This is a genomic window from Serratia sp. CY76391 (assembly GCF_052166695.1).
Lineage (GTDB): Bacteria > Pseudomonadota > Gammaproteobacteria > Enterobacterales > Enterobacteriaceae > Serratia > Serratia nematodiphila.
Genome location: NZ_JBJNOJ010000005.1, coordinates 14,769 through 31,329, shown reverse-complemented (window position 1 = coordinate 31,329; position 16,561 = coordinate 14,769). Strand labels below are relative to the sequence as shown.

The 16,561-nt window shown below is 61.3% G+C and carries 13 protein-coding genes; all 13 read left to right on the top strand.

Features of this window, described 5'->3' with window-relative positions; translation table 11 throughout:
- Positions 1–248: 248 nt before the first annotated feature.
- The 13 genes from ACJ8PN_RS09415 to tagF all read left to right on the top strand — a co-directional run bounded on the left by ACJ8PN_RS09415 (position 249) and on the right by tagF (position 16,546).
- Positions 249–2,588 carry a type VI secretion system Vgr family protein gene (locus tag ACJ8PN_RS09415; RefSeq protein ID WP_346594307.1) on the top strand — a complete coding sequence of 780 codons (2,340 nt, stop codon included), beginning with the start codon at positions 249–251 and terminating at the stop codon, positions 2,586–2,588.
- A 10-nt stretch (positions 2,589–2,598) separates the two neighbouring features.
- Entirely contained in the window at positions 2,599–2,988 is a 390-nt protein-coding gene (locus ACJ8PN_RS09410; protein WP_004934914.1) for a DUF3592 domain-containing protein, read from the top strand.
- A gap of 101 nt (positions 2,989–3,089) precedes the next feature.
- Positions 3,090–3,590 carry a hypothetical protein gene (locus ACJ8PN_RS09405; RefSeq protein WP_082996674.1) on the top strand — a complete coding sequence of 167 codons (501 nt, stop codon included), beginning with the start codon at positions 3,090–3,092 and terminating at the stop codon, positions 3,588–3,590.
- Positions 3,591–3,761: 171 nt separating this feature from the next.
- Positions 3,762–6,314 (top strand): DUF2169 family type VI secretion system accessory protein, encoded by a 2,553-nt coding sequence (locus tag ACJ8PN_RS09400; protein WP_351106206.1) that lies wholly within the window; start codon positions 3,762–3,764, stop codon positions 6,312–6,314.
- Positions 6,311–7,378: a pentapeptide repeat-containing protein gene (locus ACJ8PN_RS09395; RefSeq protein WP_082996672.1), complete on the top strand. Its 1,068-nt coding sequence runs from the start codon at positions 6,311–6,313 to the stop codon at positions 7,376–7,378. Before ACJ8PN_RS09400 ends, ACJ8PN_RS09395 begins: the two co-directional genes overlap by 4 nt.
- Before the next feature lie 30 nt (positions 7,379–7,408).
- Positions 7,409–8,044: a DUF3540 domain-containing protein gene (locus ACJ8PN_RS09390; protein ID WP_015378275.1), complete on the top strand. Its 636-nt coding sequence runs from the start codon at positions 7,409–7,411 to the stop codon at positions 8,042–8,044.
- A 16-nt stretch (positions 8,045–8,060) separates the two neighbouring features.
- Entirely contained in the window at positions 8,061–8,453 is a 393-nt protein-coding gene (locus ACJ8PN_RS09385) for a DUF4150 domain-containing protein (RefSeq protein ID WP_004934933.1), read from the top strand.
- Positions 8,454–8,501: 48 nt separating this feature from the next.
- Positions 8,502–9,002 carry a type VI secretion system accessory protein TagV gene (gene tagV / locus ACJ8PN_RS09380; protein WP_033632731.1) on the top strand — a complete coding sequence of 167 codons (501 nt, stop codon included), beginning with the start codon at positions 8,502–8,504 and terminating at the stop codon, positions 9,000–9,002.
- Between the two features lie 29 nt (positions 9,003–9,031).
- The gene (tssJ, locus tag ACJ8PN_RS09375; RefSeq protein WP_351106210.1) at positions 9,032–9,562 is read left to right on the top strand and encodes a type VI secretion system lipoprotein TssJ; all 531 of its coding nucleotides are present in this window, start codon (positions 9,032–9,034) and stop codon (positions 9,560–9,562) included.
- Between the two features lie 40 nt (positions 9,563–9,602).
- The gene (gene tssK / locus ACJ8PN_RS09370) at positions 9,603–10,949 is read left to right on the top strand and encodes a type VI secretion system baseplate subunit TssK (protein ID WP_004934941.1); all 1,347 of its coding nucleotides are present in this window, start codon (positions 9,603–9,605) and stop codon (positions 10,947–10,949) included.
- A 21-nt stretch (positions 10,950–10,970) separates the two neighbouring features.
- Positions 10,971–12,173 (top strand): DotU family type VI secretion system protein, encoded by a 1,203-nt coding sequence (locus tag ACJ8PN_RS09365; protein WP_004934945.1) that lies wholly within the window; start codon positions 10,971–10,973, stop codon positions 12,171–12,173.
- Positions 12,173–15,808, top strand: a complete 3,636-nt coding sequence (gene tssM / locus ACJ8PN_RS09360) for a type VI secretion system membrane subunit TssM (protein ID WP_442534848.1) — start codon at positions 12,173–12,175, stop codon at positions 15,806–15,808. Before ACJ8PN_RS09365 ends, tssM begins: the two co-directional genes overlap by 1 nt.
- 18 nt (positions 15,809–15,826) lie before the next feature.
- The gene (gene tagF / locus ACJ8PN_RS09355; RefSeq protein WP_004934950.1) at positions 15,827–16,546 is read left to right on the top strand and encodes a type VI secretion system-associated protein TagF; all 720 of its coding nucleotides are present in this window, start codon (positions 15,827–15,829) and stop codon (positions 16,544–16,546) included.
- The last annotated feature ends 15 nt before the right edge of the window (positions 16,547–16,561 follow it).

Sequence of the window (16,561 nt, the reverse complement as noted above, 5' to 3'; positions counted from 1 at the left end):
AAAATGATCTATGCGTATCTATATGTTTTAAAAAATAAAAAACAAGATCGTGAGCGAGTTAACGAATTGAGCATTGATCCACAAGGCTATTTTGCAAATGCAGTGCTCTATTGTAGACTGCACAAATCGTGCCTTTGTGTAAACTTTGTTAAATCTTTCGTCAGTTCCTGTCTCCATTCGTGACAGATACGCCATCGGGATCGCGCGTCAATTCTCGTGCGGTAGCTATGCCTAAACCGGGGAATAGTATGGATCGTCTTATCATTGCGCACACGCCTTTGCCCGCCCATCAGCTGTTGTTCAGAAGCCTTTCCGGTGAGGAAAAACTGGCCGGCCTGTTCGAATTCGACGTCGAGCTGCTCAGCCCCGACAATCGGCTCGATCTGAAAGCGCTGCTGGGACAAAAAATCACGCTGGAGCTGCGGGGCAATCCGTTGGCGCCGCGTTATCTCAACGGCAATATCACGCGCATGACCCTCTCCGGACGAGAAGCCGGCGGCAACCGTTACTATATCTACCGCGCCGTGCTGCGCCCCACGCTGTGGTATCTGACGCAAAACCGCGATTTTCGCATCTACCAGGAAAAGACCGTTCCCGACATCCTGACTCAGGTGCTGGGGCAGTATCAGGTGAAAATCGATAACCGCCTGAGTTACGACTACCGCATCTGGGGGTACTGCGTGCAGTACCAGGAGAGCGATTTCGATTTCATCAGCCGTCTGATGGAACACGAAGGCATCTATTACTATTTCACGCACCAGCAAGACGGCCATACGCTGGTGCTGGCTGACGCGCCGGCGGCCCATCAGGAACTCGCCGGCTACGCCAGCATTCCCTATCAGCTCGCGGAAGGCGGCCTAGTGGAAAACAAAGACAGCATCAACAGCTGGAGCGTTTCTGACGCCATCACGCCCAGCCTGTATAGCCTGGATGACTACGATTTTCGCAAGCCGCGCGCGCGGTTGCTGGAGGCCCGGCAAAATCCCGCCTCATTCGCGCAGGACAAAGCCGAGGTGTTCGACTGGCCCGGCCGTTATACCGATCACGCCCATGGCCAGTTTTACGTCAAGGTTCGCCAACAGGAGTTCGAAGCGCAGCATGAGCAGATGAGCGGCGAAGGTAATTCGCAGGGCATTGCGCCCGGCTATCGTTTTCAACTGACCCAGGCGCCGCGTATGGAAGACAACCGCACCTACCTGGTGGTCAGCGCACATTACTTCATGCAGGAAAATAGCTACGCCAGCAACGATAACGACGTCGGCGAACAGCGAACCGAATTTCAGGTCGTTCCGGCGGATATCAATTGGCGCCCGGCGCGCACCACGCCCTGGCCGAAAACCCATGGCCCGCAAACTGCCGAAGTGGTGGGCCCGGAAGGCGAAAGCATCTGGACCGATAAATATGGCCGGGTGAAACTCAAATTCCGTTGGGATCGCCACGGCAGCGGCAACGAAACCAGCTCCTGCTGGGTGCGCGTCTCCAGCGCCTGGGCCGGCTGGAAATACGGCGGGATCCAGATCCCGCGCGTCGGTGAGGAAGTGGTGGTCGACTTTATCAACGGCGATCCGGATCGCCCCATCATCACCGGCCGCGTTTACAACGAAGACAGCATGCCACCGTGGGATCTGCCCGGCGACGCCACCAAAATGGGCTTTATGAGCCGCAGCAAAGGCGGCGGCGTCGACAACGCCAGCTTCCTGTTCCTGGAAGACTCGCCCGGCAACGAATCTTTCGACATGCACGCCGAACGCAACATGAACATGACGGTGGAAAACGACAAGAACGTCAATATTGACGGCAGTCGCACCACCACCATCGGTCGCCAGCAGGACGACACCGTCACCGGCGACGCCACGTTCCTGTACAAAGCGAAACGCACCACAACGGTCAATGGGCTGGAAACCGCCAACCTGAACGCTCACCAGACGGTGAACATCAAAGGCGGCCGCGACCTGACGATTATCGACGGCGGCGATAAAATCGACATCACCGGCAATCAGTCCTTCAAGCTCGACGGCGCGCAGACGCAAAACATTACGCAAACCCAGCATGTCACGGTGAAAGGCAACCAGACCCTCGACATTACCGAGGGGCAACAGACCAGCACCATCAAGCAAGGGCAGACGGTCAACATCACCTCCGGCGGGCAGCACACCACCATCACCGCCGGCGGGCAGGAATTGACGATTAAAGGCGGCGGCCAAACCGCCACCGTAACCGGGGATGTCACCGAGACCTACAAAAACGATCAGAGCACCACGATCACCGGCACGCTGACCATCAAGGCGAAAACGATCAATATCACCAGCGCGGACGGCGTATCGGTGCAAACACCGAGCTGGAAAGATAACTGCCACGGCTTGAAATGGGTGGCGACCGGGGCCAACTTCGCCTTTTACGGTTCAAATCTTGCGTTGACAGGAGCCAGCCTGAAACACACGATGCTGGATATCTCGCACAACCCGCTGTCGATCAGCAAAACCAATTTCAAGCTCAGTAATGATCCCATGACGTTCACGCAGCTTGGCGCGCTGGTGACCAACGGTGCCTTACGATTGAGCACCAAGGCGCTGGCGATCTTCTTGTAAAGGGACTCCCATGTCGAAGGCCAAAAATGTTTTCACCGTTATCGGTTTGATTTTATTGGCTCCCATTCTCAGCCTGGTGGGCTTTTTCAAATTCATCACGGTCGATATCTGGGGTTATTTCAAACATATCGGTTCTTCCCTCAGCGTGATGGAGAACGGTATTTCCGCCTCAGGGCAAATCGTCAGCATTCGCCAGACCAACCTGTGGGACGGGAATCGGCCGGTCTGCGAAGTCGAAGTCAAGTACATCGCCCAAGACGGGAAAAACCATACGGCCGTGGCGAAAGGCCCGATCAGCGTCGTGGATCTGCCGCGTTATCAGCCGGGCCATTTCATCGCGATAAAGTACGATCCGAAGAATCCCAAAAAAGCGGTGATCGAAGAGCTTTCCCGGCTTTGAGCGAAAAGCATCCCTTCAATCACGCGATCCGATTTCAACGTTCCGTAAACGGCTTATCGTTCATCAGTTCGCGAAATCACCTTGCATAAGGAAGTGTCACGATGGGCACGTTCATTGCCTTTTCGACGCAGGACAGCCTCTGGGGACAAGTCCTGTTTACCTTCTTTGGCATCCTGGTTGGCTGCGTATTGCTCGCTGCGATCGGCAAAACCTTTTTGTCGGCCAACCGAGCGGCCACGTTGCCTGTGCGGCTGCTGATCTTTGTCGCGCTGATGCTGGCGCTCCTGAAATACAACCAGCAGGTGATGTCTGCGGTAAATGCCCCCGCAGAACTGATCGGATTGCTGATTTTTCCCGGCTTTTTGATGAGTTACCTGGGTGCGGCGCCCACCGGCAGACTGGCGCTGGCGATAGAGCCGCCCTGTTTTGCGGCGCTCGCCGCGCTGCTGATCCTGGGCACCAATGACATCGGCTTCTTTGCGCCCTATCACCTGGAGAGCGCCGGCCAATTGATCGCCAAGGCGATCGCCGCGGCGTTGTCCGTGGCCGCCGTGCTGCTGGCTCGTGGAATAAGCGGAAAGGACAACGCACTGTCCTCTTGATCATCCATTTCGAAGCGGGGCGCTCCCCGCATTGGCGATCGGCTCTGAACGCCGCATCGTTTTCTTCATCTGTTGTGACATAGCCTGATATCTATTAAACCGAAAAACGGATTGTTTTTGAGCAAGCAGCCTGGCTGCCGGCTGATATCCACAGGAAGCTTTACACACACAATGAAAGTCGTAAAACCTCTGCGCCTCAGCGCGCTTCATCGTCCCTTCTCTTGGCAAGGGCAAAACCATCTGGGCGTTTCCGTTTTGGCCTTGGCCGACATGGGGGCAGCCCCGCGCCTGCGTCCCGAACCGGAGTTGTGGCAGTTGGCCGCCGACGAACTCACGTTGAGCGGCGGCGTGCTCGATTTGGCTATCCCAAAAGCCTGCGCGGAGTTTCTCGCCACCGGCAATGCCTACACCCATCATCAACAAGACAAAACCGCTTGCGCCGTGAAGATCCAGCTTGATTCGCTGGAAAAAACGCTGGTGGTTTTCGGCGATCGCCATTGGATCAACGATCGTCCCTCTACTCCCCTCCCTTTTGCAGAAATGCGTCTGGACTGGCGCCGGGCTTACGGCGGCGCACAGTTCGCCGATAATCCGCACGGCATCGGCGCCACCCCAGAAACATTTCCGCAAGGCCGCATCCATCGCCTACCCAATGTTGAACCCCTGCAGGGGCGCCTTGCGTCTTCTCGGCAAAGCGCGCAACCGGCAAGCTTTGACGCGTTGGATATCACCTGGCCGCGCCGCTTCTCCCGCATCGGCAAAAACTACGACGCCGACTGGTTGAAAAACGGCTTTCCCGGCTTCGCCAACGATATCGACTGGCGCCTGTTCAACATGGCGGAAAGCGATCAGCAGTATCCTCAACGCGACAGCTTGCCGCCCCGGGCCGCCTATCGGATTTGGAACATGCACCCTTCAGAACCGGTACAGCAAGGGCATTTGCCGCCGTGGCGCGCGCGCTGCTTCATCAACCGGCTGCGCGGCGGCGAAACGCATTTCGAAGAGATCGCGATGCGCCACACCACCGTCTGGTTCTTCCCCCATCGGGAACAGATGCTGCTGATTTATCAGGGCAGCACATGCATCAATGAAGACGATGCGGCCGACGTGATGCAGCTGATGCCGGCCCTGGAAACCGAAGGCGAGCCCCGCTCCACCGCGCATTATCGGCAGGTATTGGCCCAGCGGCTGGATAAAGAACGGGGTGCTCTGCACGCTTTTCGTGAGCAAGAGTTGCTGCCGGAGGCGTGCATCGGCGCCTGGCTGGATACGGAAACGCCGACGCAGCAAAGCCCGATGGCGGAAAATATCGCCGCCTACGAGCACCAGCAACGCGAAGAGCATCGCCAGCGTCTGCTGCGCGAGGGGCAAGACATTGATGAACTTTTCCCGCGCCCGTCGCAAGAGGCGCCGCCGAAGCTGGACCAGCTCGCCGAATTCGTCGAGCGTCTGGAAAGCCAGGCCGAGGCGCAGTATCAGGACATGCTCAAGCTGACGCAAGCCGAGGGTATCGATCCGCTCAACCCCGGTGGGGACCATGTGCCGCCATCCGGTGCGGAAAGCTACCAGCAGCAACGCGATCTGCTGTTCCAGGAGGCACGCCGGCATCCTGACGCATTTAGCGATAAACAGCGTGGGGAAAGCGAACGCGCGCTGCACCAAATGTATTTAATGTCGGCACAGGCGCAAAGCCCTGCACTGCGCCTGCGTGGCGATCTGGCGCAAATCATTCGCCAACGCGTCGCCGCCGCCATGCTGCGCGATAAGGATCTCAGCGGCCTGGATCTCACCGGCGCCGATCTGTCCGGCATGGATCTCTGCCAGGCTAACTTGCGCGGCGCTTTGCTGGAAAACGCCGATCTGCGCCAAACCCAATTGGTGGGTTGCGATCTTCGTGAGGCAATGTTGGCGCGCGCCGATCTCAGCGGCGCCGTCTTACAGCAGGCCGATTTGAGCCACGCCTCGTTGGCCCTGGCGAAATGTGAAGCGACGGATTTCGGCGGCGCGCAGTTGCACGAAACCAACATCCAGCAAACGTTGTTTCAACGCTGCGATTTCACTATGGCGTCGTTACGCGACCTGCTGGGGTACGAAACCCTGCTCGGGCAGTGTGACTTCAACCGCGCCACGCTGGCCAACATTACGTTGATGGAGCTGCAACTGGAGCAGCTGACATTCAGCCACGCCCGGCTCGACAAAGTCAGCTTCGTCAAATGCCGGCTGTTGGCGGTGAACTTCGATCGGGCACGGCTAGAGAGCTGCGCCTGGGTTGATACCGAGACGCAAAGCCTCAGCTTCCGCGCCGCACGCCTCACCGCCTGCGCCTTCGCGGCAAAGACGCTGTTGCCGCAGGCGGATTTCGGCGACGCGACGCTGAACCAGTGCAATTTGCGCCAGATGCCGTTGCAGCGGGCTAATTTCAGCCGTGCGCGCCTCGACAACTGCGACCTGTCGGAAGCCCGGCTGAACGAGGCCGATTTCCGTCAGGCCAACGGCAGCGACAGCCTGTTTATTCGCTGCGATCTGTCCCAGGCCAACCTGCGCGACGCCAATTTCATCGCGGCGATCCTGCAAAAATGCGTACTGTCAGGCGCCGACCTGCAGGGCACCAATCTGTTCCGGGCCGATTTGTCGCAGTCGCAAGTGGATCAGGCGACCCGGCTCGACGGTGCCTATACCGCCAGGGTGAAAACATTGCCTCGCCACAACGGGAAGGAAGTATGACGTCAAAACCTGAGCAGATACGCCAGCGCGTGAAACGCGGCGAGCTGATTGCCGGTGAGGATTTGCACGGCCTGTCATTCGCCGGTATGGATTTGGCCGGCGGCATGTTCAACGAACTGAACCTGAACGGCGTGAACTTCTCCGATTGCGATCTGCGCGACAGCGTCTTCAGTGATTGCCGGCTCGAACACGCTCAATTTGCGCGAGCGAACCTGAAGCAAACGGCCTTCAATCAGTGCGCCATGGCAGGCGGCCGCTTCAGCGAGAGCCATATCGAACTGACGATGTTCAACGACTGCCGGCTTGAACAGAGCGACTTTAGCCGGCTGCCGCTCAACCAAAGCCACTGGATGTCATGCCAATTGGCCGGCGCGAATTTTTCCGCCACTCAGCACGATCGCACCACCTTTTACGAAAGCCCGCTCGACGGCGCAGATTTAAGTCATACGAGGCTGTCACTTGTCACGTTCTTTCGATTAAATCTCTGTGAAACAAGGTTTGATGGGGTTGATTTCGACCGCGTCACGTTTTTCGAATGTGACCACCGCGGCAAAAGTTACGCCGGGCAGCGCCTCATCGCCTGCCAGTTTACCGATAACCAACTGGACGACGTCGATTTCAGCCAGGCGACGTTGCGTCAAAGCAACTTCAAGGGCGCTTCACTGCTGCGCGCCAACCTGACGGGCGTGCAAGCGCAGCAGTCACTGTGGCTGGAGGCTAATCTGACCCACGCACAGTGCCGCAGCGGGCAGTTCGATCAGGCGATCTTCAGCGAAGCGACGCTGGACGCCGCCAACTTTAGCCAGGCGCGCCTGTATCAATGCGTGTTCCAGCGCAGCCGCGCGGCGCGCTGTGATTTCAGCGACAGCGACCTGACCTACGCCGACTTCTGTTACGCCGACATCGGCGCCGCCGATTTCCGGCGCGCGCGTTTTATGCGCACCCGCATGCACCGCGCCCACCAGCAGCAAACGCGCTGGGGCGATCGCAGCGGGATCCTCGAGCGCGACGAAGAACTGTACGCCGCCGAAACCTGGAGCGCACAGCGCCAGAGCCGAATCTGAATGCATTGACCACTTCACGAGGGGATCACCATGAGCGTTGCCAACACAACTCGCGCCGTCAACATCGCACCGCCCCAGCAGGCCGCCGGCCAGGTCGTCAACCTGTTGCCGGACGGCAGCCTGGTGGTGGAGTGCGAAGGCCGCGGCTGGCATTGCCGCCGGGCGGCGAGCTGCCTGCTGACGCCGGCCCTCGGCGATAACGTGCTGGTCGCCGGCTGCGGCCACCAGCTGTGGGCGATCGCCGTCCTCGAGCGCGCAGAGCCGCAAAGCGCGGCGCGGCTCTGCGTCGCAGGCGATCTGCACATTGAAACACCGAACGGCTCGCTGTCGCTGCACGGCGCGCAGGCGCTGAACCTGAGCGGCGACGCCATGACGCTGCAAGCGAACAGCGGCGACTGCCACGTCGACAAGATGAAATACAGCGGCGAAGAGCTGTCTGCCTTTGTCAGCCTCAGCCGCCTGGTCGGCAAACGCTGCGAGTCGCTGTGGCATTCGGTCAGCCAGATCAGCCATTCGCTGTTTCGCAAAGTGCGCCAGACCGAGCACGTGCGCGCCGGGCAGCTGGATTACCAGGCGGAAGATTACGCCCGCATTCATGCCCGCAACACGCTGATTACCTCGAAAGACATCACCAAGCTGGATTCGGAACAAATCCACGTCGGATAACCTGCGGAGGCCTTTTATGTTTGCCAACAGCCAAATGATCGGCGTGGACCTGGCGTTTCCCGACGTCTGTCTGACGCCAAGCCCGGCGCCGGTGCCCGTGCCTTACCCGGATATCGCCCTGGCGCCGACCGCCATCCCGAATGCGTTCAACATTCTGTTCGTCGGCACCCCGGCGCACAACATGGCGACGGTGACGCCCCTGACCAACGGCGACAACCCCGGCGTGGCCACCGGCGTCGCTTCCGGCACGGTGATGGGGCCGTCCCGCCACCTGACCGGCGCCTTTACCGTGCTGCTCAAAGGCACCCCGGCCACCCGGTTGACCAGCCTCAGCCTGCAGAATTCCACCAACGCGCTCGGCATGCGCATCGTGCCGAGCCAATTAAAAGTGTTGCTGCTTGCGCCCTGATGACGGCGCCTTATTACACAGCCATTCAATCAAGAAAAAGAGGACATTGTGAAAACACGGATTACCCTGACGCTGCTGACCGCCCTGACGCTTGCCGGTTGCTCCACCCCGCCGCCGCCGCCGCCGGCGCTCAATAACGACGCCATCGTCAGCAGTGAAGTCAATGGCGTCACGCTAAAACACCGCGCCGCGGTGAGCGCGCCGAAACAGTTCAAGCCGATCGGTGAGGAATACCGCAGCCTGTACGCCGCCAGCATCATGAGCAGCCCCGATTATACCGGCACCGCCGTCGGCAGCCTGGACAACGCCGCCGCGTTCTACGCGCTGGGCGAAGTGGAAAACAACTGGCTGGCGATCTCCGCCATTCGCGGTGGCGACCTGGTGGGTTATATCCAGGCCAACGCCGGCGTACCGGAAGCGCGCTACAAATCAACGCTGCGCAAAGATCTGCCGCGCCGCGCGCGCGCCGCCAAACAGGACTGCGTCAAAGTCGGCGGCGACAGCAAGGCGTGTAAAAACGCCGGCTCAGCCACCTGGATCCTCCAGTAGTCAGTACGCCTGCGGGCGACGAGATTCCCATGATGAAGACCCCTATCGCTTCCCGCTGGTGCGGGATGTTGTTTCTGCTGCTGGGCGCGTTGGCGCTCGGCGGTTGCATGTCTTCCGCCAAAAGCGTGCCGTCGCGCTACAGCCTGGTGTTCGATGCCGATCGCCAGGTCAACGCCGCCGCCGGCGCACAACCGGCGCCGATAAAAATTCGCGTGCTGCTACTGCGTTCGGATGCGGAATTCATGGATGCCGACTTCTTCAGTCTGCAAAACGACGCCAAAAGCGTGCTCGGCAATAGCCTGCTGGACAGCGATCAGTTCTTCCTGACGCCGGGCCAGACCGGCAAGACGCTCGGCGGGCAAAGCGCATTGGACGCACGTTACATCGGCGTGATCGCCGAGTATCAAAACCTGGACGGCAAGGCCTGGCGCATTTCGCTGCCGCTGCCGGAGCCCACCGAAACCAATTTCTACAAGGTATGGCAATTCTCGCCGGATGAGCTGGAAGCACATATCGTCGCGGGCGTGAATGGCCTGCGCCCCGTAAAAAAGGTCGACTGATCTACCGCTGCGCTGAAGCGAAGTAACTATAGGTGTGATGATGAAAGATGCTCATAAGGTTGTCTGGACTGAGGGGATGTTTTTACGCCCTCACCATTTCCAGCAGGCGGAAAACTATCTCGAAGGCTATATGCGCAACTGGGGCCAGGCCCACAGCGGCTGTTTCTGGGGGTTCCTGACCCTGGATCTGGATCAAACGCTGCTGCGCCAAGGCAAGATTGCGCTCAACGCCGCCAGCGGCATCATGCCGGACGGCACGCCGTTTCGCTTTGCCGGTGCCCAGCAGGCGCCCGCGCCGCTGAGCATCGCCGAAAACCAGACCGGTGAAAACGTGGTGCTGGCCCTGCCGACTTACCGCGCAGGGCGTGAAGACGTGATCTTTCAGGAAAGCCCGGAGGCGCTGGCGCGCTATCTGGCTTACGAGAACGAAGTCGACGATCTCAACGCCGTCTCGGTGGGCAGCGCGGCGCTGCAATTCGGTCGCCTGCGCCTGCGGCTGATGCTGGAGAGCGAGCTAAACGCCGAATGGACGGCGCTCGGCGTTACCCGCGTGCTGGAAAAGCGCGGCGACAACAGCCTGCGTCTTGATACGGCGCAAATCCCGCCGATGCTGAACTGCCAGGGCAACCCGGTACTGAAAACCTTCATCAACGACCTGCAGGGCCTGCTGCAGCAGCGCAGCCAGCAGATGAGCCAACGCCTGCTGCAGCCGGGCCGCGGCGGCAGTTCCGAAATGGTCGATTTCATGCTGCTGCAGCTGATCAACCGTCATCTTGGCCAGGTGAGCCATGCCTATCACCTCGACCATCTGCACCCGGAACGCCTGTTCGCCGATTGGCTGCAGTTCGCCACCGAGCTCGCCAGCTTCTCGGCGCAGCGCACCCCGGAAGGCCGCCTGCCGGTGTACGACCACGACAACCTGGCGCTGTGCTTCGGTAAGCTGATGCTGTTGCTGCGTCAAGGATTGTCAGTGGTGCTGGAAGACAACGCCATTCAGCTGACGCTGGTCGAACGCTCCCACGGGTTGAACGTCGCCACCGTGCAGGACACCAAAATGATGCGCGACTTCGGTTTCGTCTTGGCAGTGCGCGCCGACGTGGCCGCCGAGGTGTTGCTGACCCACTTCCCGGCGCAGATGAAGATCGCCCCGGTCACGCGCATCCGCGATCTGGTACAGCTGCAGCTGCCGGGCATCGGCCTGCGCACCATGCCCGCCGCGCCGCGTCAGATCCCCTATCACGCCGGCTACACCTATTTCGAGCTGGAAAAAGGCGGCGACCTGTGGAAACAGATGGAAAAATCCAGCGCCTTCGCCCTGCATCTGGCCGGCGAGTTCCCGGGGCTGGACATGGAATTTTGGGCGATTCGCAGCCATACGGACCGGTAACCTATGACTCAGGAAAATAGCATGGCGCCGGCGGCCAATCCGCTGGTGGACGCCGCCAACCCGCTGCTGAACGCCATTTCGCAGATCCGCCAGTCGGCCACGCACGCCAACCCGGCGCAGCTGCGCCAACAGCTGATCGACGAAATGCGCCGCTTCGAGATCCGCGGCCAACGCGCCAATCTGCCGTACGAAGTGATCATCGGCGCGCGTTATTGCCTGTGCACCGCGCTGGATGAAGCGGCGGCGCTGACCCCGTGGGGCAGCAACAGCGTGTGGTCCGGCAGCGGGCTGCTGGTGACCTTCCATAACGAAACCTGGGGCGGCGAAAAGTTTTTCCAGCTGCTGGCCAAGCTGTCGCAGAGCCCGCGTGAGCACATCAACCTGCTGGAACTGATCAATTACTGCCTGCTGCTGGGCTTTGAAGGCCGCTATCGGGTCATGGAAAACGGCCGTTCTCAGCTGGAAACCATGAAACAGCGCCTGCTGCAGCTGATCCGGACGGTGCGCGGCGGCTACGCCCCGCCGCTGTCGCCTCATGCGCTGGATCTGCCGGTACAGCAGAAACTGTGGCGGCCGCTGGTGCCGCTGTGGGCCTGCGTGGCGCTGACCGGCTTCCTGGCTTCGCTGCTGTTCATCGCCCTCAACTGGCGGCTGGGCGACAACACCAGCCCGGTGCTGGCGGCGATTTACCAAACCAATCTGCCGCAGGTGGCGATCGGTAACCCGGCGCCGGCCGCGCCGCCGACGCTGAGCCTGAAAAGCTTCCTGCGCAAAGAGATCGCCGAAGGGCTGGTGGTGGTGCGCGACGAAGCGCAGCAAAGCGTGGTGATCCTGAAAGGCGACGGGCTGTTCGACTCCGCCGCCACCACGGTGCGCGCCAACTATATCCCGGTCATCGACCGCATCGCCGCCGCCATGAACGGCGTCAGCGGCAAGATCCTGGTCACCGGCTACAGCGACAACCTGCCGATCCGCAGCGCCCGTTTCGCCTCCAACTGGGAGCTGTCGCTGGCGCGCGCCGAAGCGGTCAGCGCCCGCTTGCAAAAACACCTCGCCAACCCGCAGCGGGTCAAGGCCGAGGGCCGCGGCGAGAGCAACCCCGTCGCGCCGAACGATAACAAAGTGAACCGCGCGTTGAACCGCCGGGTAGAGATTACGCTGTTGGTCGCCCCGGAAAACACCCAGGCGGAAATCAACGGCTTGCCGCAAGGAACCGGAAAGTAATGCTCAGTACGTTATTCTCCATCATCACCAGCCGCCTGCTGTGGGGCTTTGTCGGCATTACCGCGCTGGCGTTCATCATCTGGATGATCGGCCCGCTGGTGGCCATCGGCGACTATCGCCCGCTGGAGCCGGAACTTAACCGCCAGATCGCCATTGGCGTCATCTACCTGATCTGGTTCCTGTGCCGCCTGATCCCGCGCCTCTACAGCGCCTGGTTCAACAGCCGCCTGCTGAGCAACCTGCGCGCCGCCGAAACGGTGCCGGCGGAAGACGGCAAGCCAGAGGTTAAACAAGACGATCAGCTGGCGCAGCGCTTCGACGAAGCGGCGCAGCTGCTGAAAAAGGCGCGCTTCGCACCGGGCCAGGGCGACGGCAAACACCGCTGGATGACCCGCTTTAGCCGCCAATACCTGTACCAACTGCCGTGGTATGTGATCATCGGCGCACCCGGCGCCGGCAAGACCACCGCGCTGGTCAATTCCGGCCTGCACTTCCCGCTGGCGGATCGCTTCGGCAAATCCGCGCTGCGCGGCGTGGGCGGCACCCGCAACTGCGACTGGTGGTTTACCAACGACGCCGTGTTGCTCGACACCGCCGGCCGCTACACCACCCAGGAAAGCCAGCGCGAAGAAGACGCCGGCGAATGGCAAAGCTTCGTCGCGCTGCTGAAAAAATATCGCACCCGCCAGCCAATCAACGGCGTGATGGTCACCATCAGCGTCGCCGATCTGCTGAGCGACAGCGCCGAAGCGCGCGCCGCCCAGGCCAGCGCGCTGCGCAAGCGCCTGATCGAACTGCACGAACAGCTGGGCATTCACTTCCCGGTCTATGTGCTGGTGACCAAAACCGACCTGCTCAACGGCTTTATGGCCTATTTCGGCAGCTTCGACAAAGCGCAGCGCGACCAGATCTGGGGATTCACCTTCCCTTACGAGCGCTCGCGGCAGCCGGACTTCAACCTGAACGCCGCCTTCGAACAACAATACGCCCTGCTGCAACAACGGCTGGATGCGGCGCTGCCGGATACGCTGCTGATGGAGCACGACGCGCGCCAACGCGCCGAAAGCTATCTGTTCCCGCAGGAATTCGCCGCGCTGCGCCCGCTGCTCGGCCACTATCTGGAACAGGTGTTCGCCACCTCCAGTTTTGAAACCCGCTTTACCCCGCGCGGCATCTATTTCACCAGCGGCACCCAAGAGGGGCTGCCGTTCGACCGGGTGATGGGCGAACTGAACCGCTACCTGCAGCTGCCGACGGCAAACTCAGGGGCGCAGGCCAACGCGGCCTGGGACAGCGTGGGCCAGGAAACGCCGATCCCGGCGGCCAAGGGCCAGAGCTTCTTCCTGAAAGAGACGCTGGAATCGGTGATCTTCCAGGAGTCCGGGCTGGCGGGCAGCAACCGCTGGTGGGAATACCGCAACCGCGCCCTGCACTGGGCGGGTTACATCGCACTGGCGGTGGTCCTGGCGGTGCTGGCGATGCTCTGGTTCACCAGCTACGGCAACAACAAGGCCTACCTGGCGGAAGTGGCCGCCAAGGTGCCCGGCGTCGAGCGCCAGGGGCAAAACCTGACGCAGGTGGGCAACGGCGACATGTTCTCGCTGCTGCCGTTCCTCAACAGCCTGCTGCACCTGCCGGACAGCCAGAACTTTTCGCTGGACGACCCACCGTTCACTTACCGCATGGGGCTGTTCCGCGGCGATCAGGTCGGTGACGCCGGCAATGCCCTGTACCAAAAAGCGCTGAAAGAGCTGCTGCTGCCGCAGGTGGCGCAACAGATCGCCACCACGCTGCGCAACGACAACCACGGCGACGCGGACTTCAGCTATGAAGCTTTGAAGGCCTACCAGATGCTGTATCTGCCGAAGCAGTACGACGGCAAATTCCTGCGCGCCTGGGTGATGCTCAACCTGCAGCGCAACCTGCCGCAGGGCAGCACCCAAAAACAGCTGCAGCAGATCGAATGGCACCTGAGCCAACTGCTGGATGCGCAGATCCAGGCCTCGCCCTACGCCAAAGACGAACAGCTGGTGGCGCAGGCGCAGGCCGCCATCAATCGGGCGCCGCTGTCGCAGCGCGTCTATGGCCGCCTCAAGCGCTTGCTGCTGAAACAGACCGACATCAAGCCGGTCAGCCTGGTCGATTTGGCCGGCCCGCAGACCGAGCTGGCGTTCAGCCGCAAAAGCGGCAAACCGGTGACCGATGGCGTGCCGGGCCTGTTCACCTCGCAAGGGTACTGGAAAGCGTTCAACGACAACATCGATCCGGTGACCGATACCCTGCGCAAGGAAGACGTCTGGGTGTTGAACAGCCAGACGCCGGAGCAGAAGAGCGACGATTTGACCAAGACCATCCGCCAGCTGTATATGCAGGATTTCATCAGCGCCTGGGATGAGCTGCTGGGGGATATCCAACTGGCCAACATCGGCAACCTGACCCAGCGTATCAGCAGCGCGCGCCTGCTGTCAGGCAACCCGTCGCCGATGCGCAACCTGCTGGTCAACGTCAGCAAAAACGTCACCCTGCGCGACGAGAAAAGCGACGCCGATTCCCGCTCGCTGCTGGCCAAAACCGAAGACAGGCTGAATCAAAACGCCAACCGCACGCTGGAGGCGCTGTTCACCAACCGGCCGGCCAACGCCGACGGCGACGTGTCGGCCCAGCCGGAACAGCTGGTGATGGCGCACTTCGCGCCGCTGCTGGAGCTGGCGCAAAGCCAGGGCGAAGGCAATAAGGCGATCCCTTTCGACAGCGTGCTGAAACAGGTCGATGAGCTGTACAGCTACCTGACGGCGGTACAAGGCGCGGCCAACAGCGGCATGTCGGCGCCACCGAGCGACATCATCCCGCGCCTGCAGGCCGAGTCCGGCCGCTTGCCGGTGCCGTTCAAACAGATGCTGCTGTCGCTGGCGATCGGCGCCAGCAGCGACACCCAGCGCAAAGAGATGGAGAACGTGAAAAAACGCATCAGCTTCGAGGTCGGCAGCTTCTGCCGCCAGGCGATCGCCGGGCGTTATCCGCTGGTGGCCCGGGCGCGCCAGGAAGTGACGCCGGACGATTTGGCGCGCATGTTCGCGCCGAACAGCGGGCTGATGGACAGCTTCTTCCGCGACAACCTGCAGGGCAAGGTCGACACTACCCGCGCCAACTGGCGCTTTACCCCCGGCGTGGACGGCAAGACGCTGCCCGGCGGCGAAGGCATCCTGCGTTCGTTCCAGCAGGCGCAGCGCATCCGCGACGCCTTCTTCGCCAACGGTACCGCGACGCCCTCGTACCGCGTGACCGTGCGGCCGGTGCGGATGGATAACGACATCCTCAACCTGACGCTGGATATCGACGGGCAGCTGTTCAAATACAGCCACGGCCCGCAGGTGCCGCTGGTGGTCAGCTGGCCGGGCACCCGCAATACCAACCAGGTGCATCTGCAGCTGGCGCTGGCCAACGGCACCACCGCCAGCCTGGTGACCAGCGGGCCGTGGGCGCTGAACCGCCTGGTGGATATGGCGCAGTCTTCGGGCACCGGCGGCCTCGGCCGCCAGGCGACGTTCAATCTCGACGGCCATCGCGTCACGCTGGAGTTCACGCCCAACAGCATTCGCAATCCGTTCCAACTGCCGGCCTTCTCGTGCCCGTAGCCCCGAAAGGACATGACCATGAGCACTGATTCAAGCGCCCCGACGAGCATCGGCTGGTACGGCAAACTTCCTTCCGCCGGTGACTTCCTGCAACGCCGTTTGCCTGACCCGGTGATCAACAACTGGGCCCACTGGTTCCATAACGGGCTGGTGAATTTACAGCGCGATGCGCAGGGGCCAAACGATCACCCGTTCAGCAACGCGCCGGTGTGGAACTTCGTGATCCCCGCCACGCTCGGCAGCCAGTACGTGCAGATGGGCTGCCTGTTGCCGGCGCGCGACCGCGTCGGGCGGCGTTACCCCATCTGCGCGCTGCGCCTGTTCAGCCAACAGGATTGGCGCCCGCAACAGCTGAACATGGCGGCGAGCTGGTACCAACAGCTCGGCCATACCCTGCTGAACGGTGTGCGCAACGGCTTCTCCGCCGAACAGATCGACCGCACGCTGCAGGCGATCCCGGCGCTGCCCAGCCCGCCGGCGGAAGCGGACTCCGAGATCTTGTCGATTATCGGGTTCCAGCATCCGGACGTACCGGGCCTCGGCTGGCAGCAGGCCGCCGACTGTTTCGATCCGGCGCAGTACACCAGCTTCTGGTGGACCAATCAGGCCGACGGGCACCCGCTCTACACCCACGTGCACAGCGGCAACCTCACCGTGCAGCTGTTTTCACTGCTGTTCGAGCCCAACGGCTGGGCGCGCCCCGGCCGCGGCGGCCAGTACCCGCAAATGTTTGATTAACATCGCTCGTTGAAG